The sequence below is a fragment of the Streptosporangium sp. NPDC000396 genome, assembly GCF_042898655.1.
Classification (GTDB): Bacteria; Actinomycetota; Actinomycetes; order Streptosporangiales; family Streptosporangiaceae; genus Streptosporangium.
This window is the reverse complement of the sequence record NZ_JBIAZA010000022.1, coordinates 103,723-119,781: the sequence shown is the minus strand read 5'-3', so window position 1 is coordinate 119,781 and position 16,059 is coordinate 103,723. Positions and strand designations below refer to the sequence as shown.

Sequence of the window (16,059 nt, the reverse complement as noted above, 5' to 3'; positions counted from 1 at the left end):
CGGTGATCGCCGCACTGAAGGCCGGGGGAGTCTAGCTCCGCGGGACGTCCTCGACGAACACGATCCCGTCGTCCACGACCAGGCCCATCATGCGGTCGCTCTCGATCGCGACCGTCCGGAAGCCCTCCTGTTCGACGAGCTGCTGGAAGAGCTCGTTCCGCAGGTCGAGCAGAATGTCCTCACCGTGGGTGGGCTCGCCCAGGGTGAGCAGCCGCGGCCGGGCCGGAAGCAACCCATGACGGTAGCGGCCTCGACGGCATGGGCGGTGCCCTCGATGCCAGCAATCGTGCCTTCAACGGTATCGTTGAACCTTATTTGAAACTTTTCCGCGATATCGGCAGGACCATGGGGCAAAACCTTCAAAACGGCGAACGGCTCAGGCCGGTGGACCTGGCGCGCGAGCACGGTCTGTCCACCCAGGCGATCAGGAACTACGAGGAGGCCGGCATCCTGCCCACCGCGGGTCGCACCATCCATGGCTATCGCACCTACACGCCGCTGCACGCGCAAGCCCTGCGCGCGTTCCTCGCCCTCGTGCCCGGACACGGCCACCAGACGGCCACGTCGATCATGCAGGCGATCAACCGGGACGCCATCGAGGACGCGCTGCGGCTCATCGACGAGAGCCACGCCCAGCTCCTCGACGACCGCCGCACCCTCCAGGCCGTCGAGGCCGCGCTCCGCGACCTGGCGCCCGTACCGCAGGAAGGCGGCGACACATTCATCGGCCCCCTGGCCAGAAGGCTCGGCATCCGCCCGGCCACCCTGCGCAAATGGGAGAACGCCGGCCTGGTCCAGCCGCGCCGGGACCCGCAGACGGGCTACCGGGTCTACAGCACGGCCGACGTACGCGACGCCCGGCTGGCCCACCAGCTCAGACGGGGCGGCTACCTGCTGGAACAGATCGCCCCGCTGATCGCCCAGGTCCGCTCCGCCGGAGGCGTCGCACCGCTGGAATCGACCCTGCGCGACTGGCGCGCCCGCCTGTCCGCCCGGGGCCGCGCCATGCTCACAGGCGCCGCCGCATTGGACGCCTATCTCGGCTGCCGGCCGGCTCCGCCCGGAGGCGGGCCGAGTGCCGCCCTATCAGGACCCCCATGAGGCGTGTCCCGGGACGTCAGCGGTTTCGGTGCTCCGCGCGCTTGGCGAGGAGGAGAAGAGCCACCGGGATGATGCCGAGCGGGAAGCCGGACGGTTCCAGGATCCATGCATTGACGAGGACCCATACGCCCAGCGCCCAGCCCAGGTAGGACGGGATCTTCTGACCGGTCCGGGCCATGTGTGAGATGAGGAGGCCGAGCAGGATCAGTGGCACGGCGAAACTGCCCGACAGGGACCAGAAGTCGCGTGCCGATGCGAGGACAGCCGGATCCTTGAGCGTGTCCGTGCCGTGCAGGCCGCCGCTGATCCAGTCACCCCACTGTGGCCAGGTCTTGATGCTGAAAAAAACGGTGTGCACAACACCTATGGCGGCAGAGATGCCCCCTGCCCAGACGCTCAGGGTTCGCGCCCGACCCGACTCACTCCGCGCCTTTACGGCACTGTCAGTTCCGATACTCATAGTTCCGTATGATGTCACCATGGAGTCTCCCAAGCAACCTCTGGGCCGTCCCCGAGACAGCCGCGTCGATGACGCCATCCGCGGCGCGGTTCGTGAGCTGATCGCGGAGGTGGGATACGCCGGGCTGACGGTGGACGCCGTCGCCGCCAGGGCCGGGGTGGGAAAGGCCGCGATCTACCGTCGGCACGCCTCCCGTGTCGAGCTGGTCTTCGCCGGCCTGGTCCACGACCGGGAGCCACACCCGCTGCCGGACACCGGATCGCTGCACGGAGATCTCACCGGTCTCGCCAACGTGATCGTCAAATCGTTCTCCGATCCGGTGGTCGCCGCCGCGATCCCGGGTCTGCTCGCCGACCTCAAACAGCACCCGGACACCGCCGAGCGGTTTCAGCGCACGTTCATCGCCATGGAACGTGGCCAGGTGTCCGGCATCCTGCAACGAGCCCTTGTCCGCGGTGAGCTGACGGTGGAAGCCGACCCCGTGCTGGTCCACGCGACCATGCTCGGCACCGTCTTCGCGTGGACCTTCTTGCTGGACCGGCAGCCGGGCCCGGAACTCGTGGAACGGATCGCCGCCCTCACCGCTGCCGGGCTGACCGGAGGCGGTCCCGGCCGACCGGTGGGCTGAGCGCGGCACCACCGCTTCCGGCGCACGTCCGCTCGACCACGCGAGGAGAATCGAAGCGTCCTCGGGGAAGACCACCCGGCACCGGCTCAACCGTCGCAGCTGACCGCCCTCTTCCGGGACAAGCTTGCCGCCATCGAGACGGTGGCGATGATCGGCTCAGGTGTGGCGAATGTCGGCACGTCACCCACCCCGCCTTGGTCGTAGTCATTCATTGACGCTCCTCTTTCAGGGGGTATAGGTGGCCACCGGCTCGCGCCGGCCCCTGGTGGACATCGCGAGCCGGTGGCGGGCAGCGTGCCTACGCACCGATGGAGATGCCGAACTCCGCTTCGATGATCTTGAACATGGGATCCCAGGTCTTCCATTCGGTGTTGGTATGGACGGCGATGGTGTGTTGGCCGTCGGGGGTGCCCACCGCGAAGAACCAGGATCCCCAGAGGCTGCCACCCACACCGCGCAGCGTCCGGCCACCCGTCGCCTGCTTGTCGAACTCGAACAGGCCGAGGCCGTATCGGGCGTGCGGCATCCAGTGACCACCCTCGGTGGAGACCGTGGTCCACATCTGCCGGTGCTGGGCAGGCGGCAGCAGGCCGCCGCTGGCCATCGCGTTGACGAAGCGGATCATGTCGCCGGTGGTGGAGACGACATCGCCGGCCGACCAGGCCAGGGAGGAGTTGAACTCGGTGACGTCCAGGGGCGGGAGGCTGGGCTCCTCGATCAGCGATTCCCAGTTCTCCGGGGTGACCGCCGCCAGGTCGGCGCCGTCCTTGTAGAACAGGTTCGAGTACGCGCGCGGGTGCGGATCGGGGTATCCCGTGTCCGTGGAGGGGCGCACGTAGGTGTGGGTCAGGCCGAGCGGCCGGATGACCCTGCGTTCGACCTCCTCGGCATAGCCGTTGCCGGTGACCTTTTCGATGATCGCCCCGGCGAGGTAGAAGCCGCCGTTGGCATACTCGAAGCGTTCGCCGGGCTCACCGACCGGCGGCTGAGACACCGCGACCCTCAGCAGCTCTTCGGTGGTGAATTCGTCGAAGCGATGCTTGCCGAACCCGGAGCGGGTGGCGTAGCGGTGGCTGATCTCCGGCGCCAGGCCGGTGGCGAACAGGCCACTGGTGTTGCTGAGCAGGTGCCTGATGGTGATCTTGTTGCCGTCGTAGCCGTTGACGTCCAGCGCGCCGGGCAGGTGTGCGTTCACCGTGTCGTCGAGGCTCAGTCGGCCCTCGGCCTCCAAGGCCAGAAGTACGGCGGCGGTGAAGGCCTTGCCGCTGCTGCCGGTGTGCATGTACTCCTCCGGCTGACGCGGGGAACCGGTCTGGACGTCGGCCACGCCGGCGGTGCCGAACCAGGTCCGGTCGCCGTCCTTGACATCGGCGACGATGCCGGGGATGCCGACCTCGGCCACTGCCCAGTCGAGCACCTGCTGCACTCTCTCGTTCGTTGCCATGTCACTGCCTTTCGGACGTTTCTTCCGTACGTCCTCCACGATGTCCAGCGGCTCTGACAGGCGTCTTACAACCCTCTTCCAGCCGGCACCGGCTTGATGTAAGGGGGTTATCAGGGTGATGGATGCGCATGGTGGCGGGCACGACTCGGTGCCGAGCTCTTCTCGGACCAGCTGTAACTCACCGGTGCTTGATCGGTTTCCTTGCCCGTTAGCCTGTTGGGCATGCGGATTGAGGTGCTGGGTCCGGTCCGGGCCTATGCCGACGACGGCGCGCCGATCGATCTCGGCGGCACCAAGGTTCGCGCGCTGCTGGCCAGGCTGGCACTGGCCGGAGGCGAAGTGGTATCGGTCGATTCGCTGCTCGACGGCCTGTGGGGGGAGCGCCCGTCCGGGGACACCGTCAACGCGTTGCATGCGCTGGTGCATCGGCTGCGCAGGGCCCTGGGTGGAGCCGGGGTCGTGGAGACCGTGGCCGGCGGGTACCGCCTGCACGTACGCACCGAGCACGTCGATGCGCTCCGGTTCGAGGAGCTGGCGAAGCGGGGCGGTCGCGAACTGGCCGCGGGCGCCGCGCAGCGGGCGGCCTCGCTGCTGCGCGATGCGCTGGCGATGTGGCGGGGAGACGCGCTGGCCGATGTGCGTGATATCCCTTTTGCCGGTACGGCTGGCGTGCGCCTGGACGAACTGCGCGTCGGGGCCGCCGAAGACCGCTTCGAAGCGGAGCTGCGGCTTGGGCACCATGGCGAGATCCTGGCCGATGTGGAGGCGGCGGCCGCGGACCATCCGCTGCGGGAACGGCTGGCCGGGCTGCGGATGCGGGCCTTGCATGCGGCGGGCCGCCAGTCCGATGCGCTGGCCGTGTTCGAGGAGGTCCGTGGCACGCTCGCTGAGGAGCTGGGCGTCGGCCCCTCCGCGGAACTGCGGAAGACGCACCTCGCCGTGTTACGGGGTGAGCTGGAGATCCCCGAGACGGAACAGGCTCGGCCGGAGGCGGTGCGAGGACGTCTGCCGGCCCAGCTGACCAGCTTCGTCGGCCGGGAGGAGGAGCTGAGGTTGCTGGCCGGGTTGCTGGAGACCTCCCGGCTGGTCACCGTTGTGGGGCCCGGAGGAGTGGGCAAGACCCGGCTGGCCGTGGAGGCGGCGAGCCGGCATCGGGCCCATCAGCGCGGCCGGGTCTGGCTCGTTTCCCTGGCCGGGGTGAACACGGCCGACGGGCTGCCGGAGGCGGTGCTGGGCACGCTCGGCGTCGCCGATGCCCAGCCGTCCGGCACGCCGCTGGAGCGGGTGGTCAATCTGCTCGCCGGTGGTGAAGGAGTGCTGGTGCTGGACAACTGCGAACAGATCTCCGGACCCGTCGCGGAGTTCGCCGGGCATCTGCTGGAGCGCCGGCCGTACCTGAGCATTCTGGCCACGAGCCGGGGACCGCTGGAAGTCATGGGTGAGGCGCTGTGCCGTCTGGGCCCGCTCGACCTGCCGCCGGCCCACGCCGGTCCCGTTCGCGCCCGCGAATCGGCCGCGGTGCTGCTGTTCCTCGATCGGGCGGCGGCCGTACAGCCCGGCTTCGCACTGGACGCGCCCGCGGCAGGGCCGGTGGTGGACATAGTGCGCCGGCTGGACGGGCTGCCGCTGGCCCTGGAGCTGGCCGCGGCGCGACTGCGGACCATGAGCGCCGACCAGATCGCCCGGCGGCTGGATGACCGCTTCCGGCTGCTCAGCACCGGCAACCGGACCGCCCAGCCCCGCCAGCAGACCCTCCATGCGGTCATCGAGTGGAGCTGGGATCTCCTCACCGATCAAGAACGGACGCTGGTCCGCCGAATGTCGATATTTCCGGCGAGAACCGGGGTTGCGGCGATTGAGGCGATCTGTTCGGATGAGACGCTTCCCCCGGGCGAGGTCATCTATCTACTGGACTCCCTGGTCGACAAGTCCATCGTGGAGCGGGCCGGCGACGGGTACCGGATGCTGGAAACCATCCGAGCCCATGCGGCGGAAAAGCTCCGGCTCACGGGGGAGCGCGAAGCCGTCCTGCGCAGGCTCACACGGCACTTCGCCGACCTGGCCGAGGAACACGAGCCGCTGCTGCGCTCGGACAAGCAAGTGGAGTCGCTGCGGCTGTTCCAGGCCGAGTACGACAACCTGATGCACGCCCTGCAAACGGCCATCGACGGCGGCGACGCCGAGACCGCGGCCCGGATTCTCGGGCCGCTGTACTGGTACTGGGTCATGCTCCGCTACGACGGTCGGGCCGATGCCTACGTGTCCAGGGTCCTGGAGTTCGGCGATGCGCTGCCTGCGGACGCCCGGGCCGCGTTCACCGCGATTCACCTGGTGGGCGGCGAAAAAAGACCGATCACCGACCCCGAGCGGCTGCGCGTGCTCATCGACGACTGCGCGCGCACGGGCGCGCTGCGGCGTTATCCGATGCTGCTGACGACGGCGCTGGTGATGGCGGCGATGCTCGGGCTGGATGAGCCGGTGGATCGGGAGATCGCCCGGGTGCGGAGCGGCTCGGACCGTTGGGCGATCGCCTGCACCTTCCTGATGGAATTTGTGCGGTGGCGCGAACGGGCCGACTGGGAGGGCTCCGCGACCGCGATGGCAGCGGCGCTGCACGCGTTCGAGGAGGCGGGCGACCGATGGTGGACGGCGAAGATGCTGTACGGCATGGCGCAGATCCACGCCATCGCCGGTGACCACGACCAGGCGATCACCGCCTACGAGCGCAGCATCGCGATCGCCACCGACCTCGGCACACAGGACGAGGTCTCAACCCGGCTCGGGCTCGCCACCGAACGCATGCGCGGCGGCGACCTGACCGGCGCCCGGCACGACATCGAAACCGCCGAACGAGCGGCCTGGGAGCGCGGTCAGCCCATGCTGGAGATCGAGGTCCTGGGCAGCCTGGCCGAGTTGTACCGCCGCTCCGGAGAGGTCGAACGCGCCGATCAAGAACTCGACCGGATGGAGACGCTCGCCCGCAAGCTGCCTCTGTCGGCAGAGACCGCCGACAATCAGCTGCTCCCCGCTCGGGTGGCCAACCTTCTCACCGCCGGGGACGCCGTACGCGCACGCGAACTGCTGCCCCGCGCCGTCCGGGCAGCGCAGGCGAACATGGACGCCCCCTCGGCCGCTCAACTCCTGGCCCGGCTGCTGTTCCTGGAGGGCGACCCGGCCGGCGCGGCCACCGCGTTCGGCCTGAGCCAGGCCATCCGCGGCACCTTCGACCACGGCGACGCCGAACTGCGCTCCCTTGCGGAGGTGCTCGCGGAACGGCTCGGCCGTACCGACTACGACACCGCCTACCAGCGGGGCGCCGACATGACACCACATGAGGCCACCGACCGGCTGACAAGGCTGCGCGTATAAGGCCGTGGGCGGGCATCGTTGTAGGCCAAGCAATCGCGATCTCCCGTCCAGCCCGAAGAGATCGTCGCCCTCGTCTGGTGCCCCTCGCCTCATCGAGCTCCTGGCGACGATCTGACCGGCGGCTCCTTCGCCAGGCCGCTCGTCGAAATGCCGAGTTGCTGAAGGGGGTGCCGGTAGTAATGAAGAAATTTCCAACGAAATACCGTCCGACCTGCGGCAACGGCCGCGTTTGACTGGGTGGTGATCACTGCCACTACCTTCGTTCCGATTTCGTCCGGTACGGCAGGTAGAGGTGGTGCGTTGTCCGAGAAGATGTTCTCCGAGGAGCAGCTGGAGCAGCTGCGCTCGTACCCGGAGATCACCAGCGATGAGTTGATCCGGTATTGGCCCCCACTCAGGTCCGCGTCATCAGCCGCAAAGTAGCTCTGAGTAACTGCTATTACTCTGTGTGGTGGCGAGCTTGGTCATCTCAGTGTCGGATTCGCCGTTGTCTCCTGCGCCGTTACTACCGGGACCCCGGCCCAGAGCCTTTCCCGGCCACGCGACTTTGTTGGAATGAACTGTTCCGTTCTGCTATAGTGGAATTGAACGTTCCGTTCCGAAGTTTCGAAGGAGTCCGCAATGACGATCCTGGTTACTGGAGCCACCGGCACCGTCGGCCGCCACGTGGTCGACACCCTCCTCCAGGCCGGCCAGCGGGTGCGCGCACTGACCAGGAACCCCGCCGCGGCGGGCCTGCCCGAGGGCGTCGAGGTCGTCGCGGGCGACCTGGCCGACCCCGCGACCCTCAACGCGGCCTTCGACGGTGTGACCGGCGTCCACCTCATCAACTTCTCCGGTGACGACTACACGCCCCTGCAGTCCGGCAAGGAGATCGTGGAGCTCGCCGTCCAGTCCGGCGTGCGCCGCGTCACCGTGCTGGGCGGCAGGGCCGACGGACCGCTGGAGCAGGCACTGGCGGCGAGCGACCTGGAATGGACGCTGCTCAACCCGGTCGAGTTCATGTCCAACACGCTGAAGTGGTGGGCGGAGACGATCCGCGCGGAGGGCGTGATCAGGGAACCGTTCGGCGGCCGGCTGAGCGCGATGATCCACGAGGCGGACATCGCCGCGGTCGCGGCCACCGTGCTGGTCGAGGGCGGGCACGGCGGCAAGACGTACACGCTGACCGGACCCGAGGCGATGACCACAACCGAGAAGGTGCGCATCCTCGGCGCCGCGGTCGGCAAGGAGATCGGGTTCGTCGAGCTCAGCGAAGAGCAGGCCCGAGCCAAGTGGCGCGGTGAGGGCATGGGTGACGAACTCGTCGAGTTCCTCATCGACGCGCTGGGAAACACACCCGAACTGGGCTACACCGTGGTCTCGACCGTGCGGGAGATCACCGGCCGGGCGCCGCGTACCTTCGCCCAGTGGGCGGCCGAGAACGCCGACGCCTTCCGCTAGATCTTCCAGGACCGCACGTCCGGATACCGGCCCCTCCAGCAGGGGCCGGTCCGGTCCGTTCAGGCGCGTGGCCGCAGCGGCTCGCCGTAGTTTTCTTACTTTTTGACAGGGCTGCGCGCGCGTGCGCGAGGGGCCGAACGTCCGCAGTAGTCCCGAAACCGTCCCGTATCGATGATCGGTACCGCTACCGTGACGCGCGTCGTCGCCGGTCACCTCGAAGGGCATGCTCGTGGGCACCATCCACCAGTTGAAGGTCACCCTGCGGGAGATCCACCCGCCGGTGTGGCGGCGGGTCCATGGGCCGTCGGAGGCGAGTCTGGCCGAGCTGCACGAGGTGATCCAGGTCGCGATGGGCTGGGAGCAACACCCCTACTACTGGGACCCCCGATCGGCGCTGAGGCGTTCGCCGAGCAGGCCGGCATGGGTGCGGCGATGAGCCGCGAGGACGCGCTGACAACTTCCTCGATCGTTGTCAGCGGATAGGCGGTGAGCTGTCAGCAGGGTTTCCGAGAGTAGAGCCATGACGAACAAGCACATTTCAGTCCTCATCTCCGGCGCCAGCATCGCAGGCCCCGCCCTTGCCTACTGGCTGGCCCGCTCCGGTGCCACGGTCACCGTTGTGGAGAAGGCCCCATTCCTCCGCACCGGCGGCCAGGCCATTGACTTCAAGGGCGAGACCCACCTGGAGCTCCTGCGCCGCATGGGCATCCTGGAGGAGATCAAGCGCCGCCAGACCGGGGGCACCGACCAGACGGTCATCGACTCGTACGGCAAGCGGATCACGGTCATGCCGGGCTGGTTCACCGGTGGCGACTTGGAGATTCTCCGCGGCGACCTGGCGGAGATCCTCTACGAGCGCACTCGTGACACGTGCCAGTACATCTTCGGCGACTCGATCACCTCGCTGACCGATACCGCCTCGGGCGTCCACGTGACGTTCGAAAAGGGTGCGCCCCGGACCTTCAACGTGGTCGTCGGCGCGGACGGCATCCACTCCAACGTGCGCCGCCTGGCCTTCGGCCCGGAGTCGGACTACGTCAAGAACATGGGCCACTACTACGCGCTGGTGGACATGGAGCGTGTCGTGGACGAACCGGTGATGTACAACGAGCCGGGCAGGCTCGTCTCTATCGGCGGTCCCAAGGCACCCGCCTTCTTCTGCTTCGCCTCGCCTGAGCTGACCTACGACCGTTACTCAGTGGCGGAGCAGAAGCAGATCCTGATCGACGCCTACCGCGGTATGGGCTGGCGGACACCCGAGATCCTGGCCAAGATGGCCTGGGCCAAGGACGTCTACATCGACACCATCGCCCAGGTCGCACTCGAGCGCTTCTCGAAGGGCCGGATCGTGCTGCTTGGCGACGCCGCCGCAGCCAACACCCTCGGCGGCGTCGGCACCGGCCTGGCCCTGGTCGCCGCCTATGTGCTGGCGGGCGAGCTCAGTCAGGCCGACTACGGCACAGCCTTCGAGCGCTATGAGGAGACCGTCCGCCCGTTCATCAAGGCCGCCGACAGCAACAACGCCGGCCCCTTCCTGGCACCGCGCACCCGCAAGGGCATCTGGCTGCGCAACCAGCTGTTCAAGCGGCGCTTCCTGCTCAGCTCGATGGCCAAGATGGGGGAGAAGATGGCCGGCGGCCACTTTGAGCTGCCCGACTACACCTCCTTGAGCTAGCCAGCGTCCACCACGAAGTCGGCTCCCTTCGTCTCCCCCGAGCGCGCGGCAGCAGGCCGAACTGGTACGCATGATTTCGTCGATGAGTAGCGGATCTGGCTCAAAGTCCGTGACGCGGTGACGGTGCGCGATGATCGTTAAGTTGTGAGGAGCACTCGTTTGCGAAGGAGTGGGAAGCTCGCGCGGCCGAACATTTGGCGTTTGAGCATCTTGACGCGGTTGACGTGGCCTTCCACCGGGCCGGAGTTCCAGGGCAGGGTCAGGCCTGCGGTCACGGCGTCGAGGTCGCGCTCGAGGCCGTTTGCGAAGGCGTGAAGCGCGGGCAGGCCTTCGGCTTTCGCCGCGATGAGCCAGCCGGGAAGGTCGTGGCCTCGGCGTTGGGTGAGCATGACGGCGAAGGAGCGGACGTGCGTGATGAGCGCGGCCAGTTCTGGGCAGCGGTCCAGGACGGTCTTGAGCTGGAGTTGGTGGGCTTCTTCGAGCGGCCGGGGCGGGTGGTGAGCCAGGAAAGCCCACCCGGGTACGGAGAGATCCGCCCGGTGACCCGGGCGGATCTCTCCGCGACGATCCTTGAGGCTCAGCTGAGCGCCCTGCGCCTGACGGCGGCAAGGCCGGCCGCAATGAGGACGGCGGTAACGCTTGTCATGATCGCGATGGCTGTGGCCGTGAAGGGCTCCCCGGAGATGACCATGGGCAGGTTGGGGTAGGGCACGGCGTACTTGGCGATCCAGTAGTCGATGCCGAGGATCGGGCCGAGCACCTCGCCGAAGAGGTTGACGAACAGGAAGGCCGCCCAGGAGATCGCGGTCGCGGCGCGGGGGAGCAGGCCGAAGGCCAGGACGCCGATCCCGGCCAGGGTCCAGGTGGCGGGCACCTGTACCAGGGTGCCGACGAGGACCTTGCCGGGCGCGCCCGCCACCAGGCCCATGGTCAGCCCTGCGGCGGCGAGGATCAGGGCGCTTCCGGCCAGGGCGAAGAGCAGGTGGCCGGTGACCCAGCGCACGCGGGAGACCGGGGTGGACAGGAGCAGTTCGGCGCGGCCGGTGATCTCCTCGTTGCGCAGCCGCAGCAAGACCAGCAGCGGGTAGAGGGCCGAGACGTAGCCGAGGCTGAGCGCGATCAGCCACAGGTAGGCGTCGGTCATGGTGGCCTCGGGCGAGGCGGTGTAGCGGCGGAAGAACTCCTCCACGGCGGCACCCTGCCGGGCGACCTCCTCGATGGAGGTGGCCAGGGCGCCCAGGACCAGCCCGGCGATCGCGTATCCGGCGATCCAGCCGCCGAGCAGGCCCTTCTGCAGCCGCCATGCCAGGCGCAGCGGGCTGCGCAGCCGGTCGGAGGCGGCCGGGCCGGGACGTTCGGGGATCAGGCCGTGGCCCAGGTCGCGCCGGGTGAGCAGCCGGTAGGCCAGCGCGAGGGCCGCGGCGGTGAAGACGAGGCTGAGCAGCAGCACAGCCACGTTGTTGTCCCCGTACGGCCGTACCAGGTGCGACCAGCCTTGCGGTGAGAGCCACTTCAGAGCGGCCAGGCCGCTGCCGTCAGCGACGAAGCGCAGCACATAGCTGAGGCCCAGGCCGAGTGCGGCCAGGCCGATCGCAGTGCGGGCGCTCTGGGTGAGCTGGGCGGCCACCGCGCCCATGCCGGCGAAGACCAGGCCGGCGGCGATGATCGCGGCGCCGAAGGCCAGCGACCCGGCTGCGTCGGCGCCGGTCGCGGTCATGGCGGCGGCGGTGAGCAGCCCGGCCAGGACGGCCGAGCCGCAGGTGACGGCGATCGCGGCGGTCAGCGGCGCCAGACGGCCGACCACGCCGGCGCCGACCAGTTCGGCGCGGCCGGACTCCTCCTCGCCCCGGCTGTGCCGGACGACGGTGAGGATCATGATCAGTCCGAGGATGGTGTAGATGGCGTCGGCGTTCTTCCAGACCGCCATGCCAGCCAGGGTGGGGGAGGGGATCTCGCCGGCGAACGCGGTCAGTGCATGGTTCGCGGCCATCTCGCGGGCGAACGCGGCGATGTCGGGAATGCCGGTGGCGTACCGCTGGACCTGCCCGGCCGCGAGCGCGACGAGCAGCAGCAGCCAGAGCGGGACGATGAAGCGCTCACGCTTGAGTGCGAGCTTGGTCAGAGTCCAGGTGCCGTTCATCGCTCCGCCTTCTCGCTCTCGTAGTGGCGCAGGAACAGGTCTTCCAGCGAGGGCGGGGTACAGGTCAGGTCGCGTACGCCCACCCTGATCAGCTCGGCCAGCGCCGCGTCCAGCCGGGTGCGGTCCACCTCGAAGGAGATCCGGTTTCCCTCGATGCGCACCGCGTGCAGGTCCGGCATCCGGGCCAGCCCCTCGGCTGGGGAAGCCAGCTCGGCGGTGACCTGGCTGCGGGCCAGGCCGCGTAGCTGGGACAGGGGGCCGGCCTCGACCGTCCGGCCCCGGCGGATGATCGTGACGCGGTCGCAAAGCGCCTCGACCTCCGACAGGATGTGGCTGGACAGCAGCACAGTCCGGCCGCGGGCCTTCTCCTCGGCCACGCACTGCTGGAAGACCGCCTCCATCAGCGGGTCCAGGCCGGAGGTGGGCTCGTCCAGGATGAGCAGGTCGGCGTCGGACGCGAACGCCGCCACCAGCGCCACCTTCTGCCGGTTGCCCTTGGAGTAGGCCTTGGCCTTCTTGCGCGGATCCAGCTCGAACCGCTCCAACAGTTCCGCCCGCCGGGCCCGGTCCAGGCCGCCGCGCAGCCGGCCGAGCAGGTCGATCACCTCGCCGCCGGTCAGGCCCGGCCACAGGCTCACATCGCCCGGCACGTACGCCAGCCGCCGGTGCAGCTCGGCCGCCTCGCGCCACGGGTCGCCGTCCAGCAACGTCGCCCGGCCGGCGTCGGCCCGCAGCAGGCCCAGCAGGGTCCTGATGGTGGTCGACTTCCCGGCCCCGTTCGGGCCGAGGAAGCCGTGCACCTCCCCGGCTCGTACGGTCAGGTCCAGACCGTCCAGGGCCCGGGCCCGGCCAAAGGACTTGACCAGTCCCTCCACTTCGATGGCCAGTTCCATGGCCGCCACACTCCTCGTCTTGTTCCCTTTGGTGCTGGTTAAGACGGTAAAAGCGGCGATCATCCGACGGTATCGGGCATGTTCCCCTATTCGAGACTCAGGCGGGCCAGCTCCGTCCGGGTGGAGACGCCCAGCTTGGGGAAGGCGCGATAGAGGTGGTGGCCGACGGTCTTGGGGCTGAGGAACAACCGCGCGGCGATCTCCTTGTTCGTCGCGCCGGTCGCCGCGAGCCGTACCACCTGCAGTTCCTGCGGGGTGAGCTGGGCAGCCGCGTCCGCCGCGGCGGGGGCAGAGCTCTCACCGGCCGCGCGCAGCTCGGCGCGGGCGTGCTCGGCCCAGGGAGCCGCGCCGAGCCGCTCGAACCGCTCCAGCGCCTCACGCAGGTGCATACGGGCCTCGGCTTTGTGACGCTCGCGGCGCAGCCACTCCCCGTACAGCAGCTCGGTGCGAGCCCTCTCGAACGGCCGGGCCTCGCCCTGCAACTCCAGCGCCCGTGCGTACAACGTGCCGTCCGCGGTCACCAGCGCGCGGCAGCGCAGCACGAGCCCGTCCTCCCAGGGCAGGCGGGCGGCGGCCGCCCACTGCTCCAGCCGGGCCAGCGGCTCGGCGGCGCGTTCCGGGCGGCCGAGCCGCACGGCCGCCTCCACCTGGTCGGCCGCGAAGTGCACGCCGGGTCCCACGTGCCGGATCGGGCCGCGGGTGGCCGTCTCCAGCCGGTCCAGCGCCGCCTCGTAGCGGCCACGGCCGAGGTCGAGCAGCGCCAGCGCCCACTCACACCACGCGGCCACGAGCGCGTTGGCGTGCGCGGGGAAACGCCGCAGGCTCTGCTCGGCGGGACGCGTGCCGCGCTCGTCACCGCGGACGGCGGCCACGTACGCCAGCAGCGCCTCGGCGTGGGCCACGCGGCTGGGCTGGCCGGTGTCCTCGGCGATGCGCAGTGCCTCGCCGGCGGACTGGATCGCGTCGCGATGACGGCCGAGGTTGACCTCGGCGGTCGCCAGCGTGCACAGCACCGCCGGCAGCCAGCCGACGGCCCCGCTCGCGCGGCGCTCCTCCGCCAGGTCCGCCATGATGTCGCGGGTGTCGTCGTAGTCGCCGGTCAGCAGCGCCTGCAGCGCCACGTTGAGCCGCAGCCCCGGCGGCCCGCTCCTGCCCTGTGCGACGTGCTCGCGTAGCAGCGCCACCCCGTCGGCCGCCTCGGCCGCGTCGTCGGAGTACAACTTCAGCGCCCCACCGATGGAGTCGACGAGCTTGCCCCTGAACGGATCCGGCGGCAGCGTTTCGAGTATCCGGTGGGCCTGCGCCACCCGTACGGGGTCGCCGGCCGACCAGGACGCCCGCGACGCGTCCGCCAGCATCGACGCGGCGGCGTCCGGGTCGAGCGGCGCGACCTGGCGGGCCGCCGCGACCAGCACCTCGTGCACCGTGCGCAACGAGCCGTGCTCGAACTCCACCTGGGCCCGCACGGTCGCGACGCGCGCCAGCACCCGGGCGTCGTCGGCGAGCCGGAGCGCCTGACCGGCCAGGTGCCGGGCGCGATCGGGCAGCCCCGCGTCCACGGCGATCTCCGCAGCCAGCGCCAGCCGCCGCGCCCGTTCCGCCTCTCCGGAGGTGAGCCGGACGGCCCGTTCCAGCGCCGCGACGGCCGTGGCATGCCCGGAACGCCCGCGGGCCCGCAGGGCAGCCGCCTCCAGGTCCGCCGCCACCTCATCGTCCGGTCCTGTGGCCGCCGCCGCCCGGTGCCAGGCCGCCCGGTCGGGGTCGCCGACCAGCGCGTCCGCCAGCGCGGCGTGCGCGGCCAGCCGGTCGGTGAACGGCGCGCCCCGGTAGACGGCCGTACGGATCAGCGGGTGGCGGAAGGCGACCGTCTGCTCCTCCACGGCGATCAGCCCCTCGCCCTCGGCCGCCGCCAGCGCGTCGGCCGTCAACCCGAGACCGGCCATGGCGCGCAGCGTGGCCGCCAGCGCGCCACTCTCCTCCGCCGCCGCGACCAGCAGCGCCGTACGGGCCGGCGCGGGCAGCTTGGCGATGCGCCGCTGATAGGCGTCCTGCAGGCGGTGCGGCAGCGGGAGGTGCCCCGAATCGCCGTCGTCGGTCTTGGGCAGTTCGAGCAGGGCAAGCGGATTGCCGTCGGCCTCGGCCAGCACCCGGTCGCGGACGTGGGCGGGCAGGTCGGGAGCGTGCTCGGCCAGCAGCGCCCGCGCAGCCATCGGGTCCAGCCGCTTGAGCGCCAGTTCGGGCACGCCCGGCAGAGCGGCACCCTCTCGCGCCGCGAACAGCAGGAACACCCCCTCGGCCGCCAGTCGGCGGGCGGCGAACGCCAGCGCCTCGGCCGACGGCCGGTCCAGCCACTGGGCGTCGTCCACCAGGCACAGCACGGGCCCGTCCGCGGACAGCTCCGCCAGCAGCGACACTGTGGCCAGGCCGACCAGGAAACGGTTGTCGCCCCCCGGCGCGGCCAGCCCCAGCGCCGCCCGCAACGCCTCCGCCTGAGGGCCGGGAATGCCGGGCAGGTGCCCCATCGCGCCGGACAGCATGGACTGCAACGCCGCGAACGGCAGCTCCGCCTCGCTCTCCACGCCCGTGCAGCTCAACACCCGGAACTCCTGGTTCGAGCCCGCCCACCGCAGCAGCGCCGACTTGCCGCCGCCCGGCTCACCCATGACCACGACGGCGCCGCCCCGGCCAGCGGCGGCCTCCGCCAGGAGCCGGCCGAGTTCCCGCTGCTCCCGCTCCCGCCCATACAACATCAGGCACTCCTCGCACTCACAGGCCTGGTGATCTCAACGCCGGGCAGCATACGCGTCCCAGCGGTCGGCGCAGCGTTCGCGTTACTGCTTCCCTCACCGCGAGGATGATCGCCGCTTCTCGTTCCGCGTCAGGATCGTTCGACCTCGGCTCCACCG

Annotated in this window: 14 protein-coding genes; 6 read left to right on the top strand and 8 right to left on the bottom strand. The window is 70.0% G+C overall.

Annotated elements, in window-relative coordinates:
- Positions 1–31 precede the first annotated feature (31 nt).
- A complete protein-coding gene (locus tag ACFY2X_RS31570) occupies positions 32–232 on the bottom strand; it encodes a hypothetical protein (protein ID WP_389945413.1) in 201 nt (66 codons plus the stop codon).
- A gap of 113 nt (positions 233–345) precedes the next feature.
- On the opposite strand from ACFY2X_RS31570, the gene ACFY2X_RS31565 reads away from it, so the two are divergent.
- Positions 346–1,101, top strand: a complete 756-nt coding sequence (locus ACFY2X_RS31565; RefSeq protein ID WP_389945410.1) for a TioE family transcriptional regulator — start codon at positions 346–348, stop codon at positions 1,099–1,101.
- Between the two features lie 16 nt (positions 1,102–1,117).
- On the opposite strand, the gene ACFY2X_RS31560 is transcribed toward ACFY2X_RS31565, so the two are convergent.
- Positions 1,118–1,561, bottom strand: a complete 444-nt coding sequence (locus ACFY2X_RS31560; protein WP_389945407.1) for a DUF6463 family protein — start codon at positions 1,559–1,561, stop codon at positions 1,118–1,120.
- 19 nt (positions 1,562–1,580) lie between these two features.
- Between ACFY2X_RS31560 and ACFY2X_RS31555 the strand changes: the two genes are divergently transcribed.
- Positions 1,581–2,189, top strand: a complete 609-nt coding sequence (locus ACFY2X_RS31555; RefSeq protein ID WP_389945404.1) for a TetR/AcrR family transcriptional regulator — start codon at positions 1,581–1,583, stop codon at positions 2,187–2,189.
- 86 nt (positions 2,190–2,275) lie between these two features.
- Here the strand turns inward: ACFY2X_RS31555 and ACFY2X_RS31550 are convergent, their stop codons facing one another.
- Together ACFY2X_RS31550 and ACFY2X_RS31545 are read right to left on the bottom strand one after the other, a co-directional pair.
- Positions 2,276–2,401, bottom strand: coding sequence for a hypothetical protein (locus ACFY2X_RS31550; protein ID WP_389945401.1), 126 nt, complete (start codon positions 2,399–2,401; stop codon positions 2,276–2,278).
- Positions 2,402–2,487: 86 nt separating this feature from the next.
- Complete coding sequence (locus tag ACFY2X_RS31545; protein WP_389945398.1) at positions 2,488–3,633, bottom strand: serine hydrolase domain-containing protein; 1,146 nt, start codon at positions 3,631–3,633, stop codon at positions 2,488–2,490.
- Between the two features lie 222 nt (positions 3,634–3,855).
- Here ACFY2X_RS31545 and ACFY2X_RS31540 point away from each other — a divergent pair, with 222 nt between their 5' ends.
- The 4 genes from ACFY2X_RS31540 (at position 3,856) to ACFY2X_RS31525 (ending at position 10,120) form a co-directional block, all read left to right on the top strand.
- Complete coding sequence (locus ACFY2X_RS31540; protein WP_389945395.1) at positions 3,856–7,002, top strand: BTAD domain-containing putative transcriptional regulator; 3,147 nt, start codon at positions 3,856–3,858, stop codon at positions 7,000–7,002.
- 621 nt (positions 7,003–7,623) lie between these two features.
- Entirely contained in the window at positions 7,624–8,445 is an 822-nt protein-coding gene (locus tag ACFY2X_RS31535; protein ID WP_389945392.1) for an NAD(P)H-binding protein, read from the top strand.
- A 223-nt stretch (positions 8,446–8,668) separates the two neighbouring features.
- Positions 8,669–8,881 (top strand): hypothetical protein, encoded by a 213-nt coding sequence (locus ACFY2X_RS31530; RefSeq protein WP_389945390.1) that lies wholly within the window; start codon positions 8,669–8,671, stop codon positions 8,879–8,881.
- 84 nt (positions 8,882–8,965) lie between these two features.
- Positions 8,966–10,120, top strand: a complete 1,155-nt coding sequence (locus ACFY2X_RS31525; protein ID WP_389945387.1) for an FAD-dependent monooxygenase — start codon at positions 8,966–8,968, stop codon at positions 10,118–10,120.
- Between the two features lie 137 nt (positions 10,121–10,257).
- On the opposite strand, the gene ACFY2X_RS31520 is transcribed toward ACFY2X_RS31525, so the two are convergent.
- The 4 genes from ACFY2X_RS31520 to ACFY2X_RS31505 form a co-directional block, all read right to left on the bottom strand.
- The gene (locus ACFY2X_RS31520) at positions 10,258–10,509 is read right to left on the bottom strand and encodes a transposase (protein WP_389945384.1); all 252 of its coding nucleotides are present in this window, start codon (positions 10,507–10,509) and stop codon (positions 10,258–10,260) included.
- A 188-nt stretch (positions 10,510–10,697) separates the two neighbouring features.
- A complete protein-coding gene (locus ACFY2X_RS31515; protein ID WP_389945381.1) occupies positions 10,698–12,260 on the bottom strand; it encodes an ABC transporter permease in 1,563 nt (520 codons plus the stop codon).
- A complete protein-coding gene (locus ACFY2X_RS31510) occupies positions 12,257–13,153 on the bottom strand; it encodes an ATP-binding cassette domain-containing protein (RefSeq protein ID WP_389945378.1) in 897 nt (298 codons plus the stop codon). Before ACFY2X_RS31510 ends, ACFY2X_RS31515 begins: the two co-directional genes overlap by 4 nt.
- An 86-nt stretch (positions 13,154–13,239) precedes the next feature.
- The gene (locus ACFY2X_RS31505; RefSeq protein WP_389945375.1) at positions 13,240–15,903 is read right to left on the bottom strand and encodes an AAA family ATPase; all 2,664 of its coding nucleotides are present in this window, start codon (positions 15,901–15,903) and stop codon (positions 13,240–13,242) included.
- Between the last annotated feature and the right edge of the window lie 156 nt (positions 15,904–16,059).